The sequence below is a fragment of the Weissella cibaria genome, assembly GCF_004521965.1.
GTDB lineage: Bacteria > Bacillota > Bacilli > Lactobacillales > Lactobacillaceae > Weissella > Weissella cibaria_A.
On record NZ_SDGK01000052.1, the window covers coordinates 1 to 370 of the forward strand.

The window sequence follows — 370 nt, forward strand, 5'->3', positions numbered from 1 at the left end:
GGAACACTTGAGATAAATAATATTCTTTAGCCGATCTCCAGCCGAAAAGCTTTCGAGGTCGGCTATTAATTTGCTCAACCATTTGTTCAATGTATTCGTCTGAATAATCTTCGATTGCAGTCCCTTTAGGGACGTACTCACGGATTAGCCCATTTGTATTTTCGTTGGTCCCGCGTTGCCATGGAGCGTGGGGATCAGGAAAGTAAAACTGGACATCGAATTTCTTTGTTATCTCATCTTGCGCACTGAATTCATTTCCGCGGTCTGGAGTTAAAGTCTGTATCTGACTGGTTGGAAGGGAATCTAGCATTGAACCTATGATTCTCATAACATCGACGGTCTTCTTTGATGCCGCTCGTTTTGAAAGTAA

At 42.7% G+C, this 370-nt stretch carries 1 protein-coding gene; it reads right to left on the minus strand.

Annotated elements, in window-relative coordinates:
• Positions 1 to 370 (minus strand): IS30 family transposase (locus EST42_RS06960; protein ID WP_134644813.1); only part of this gene is annotated, 370 nt, incomplete at both ends.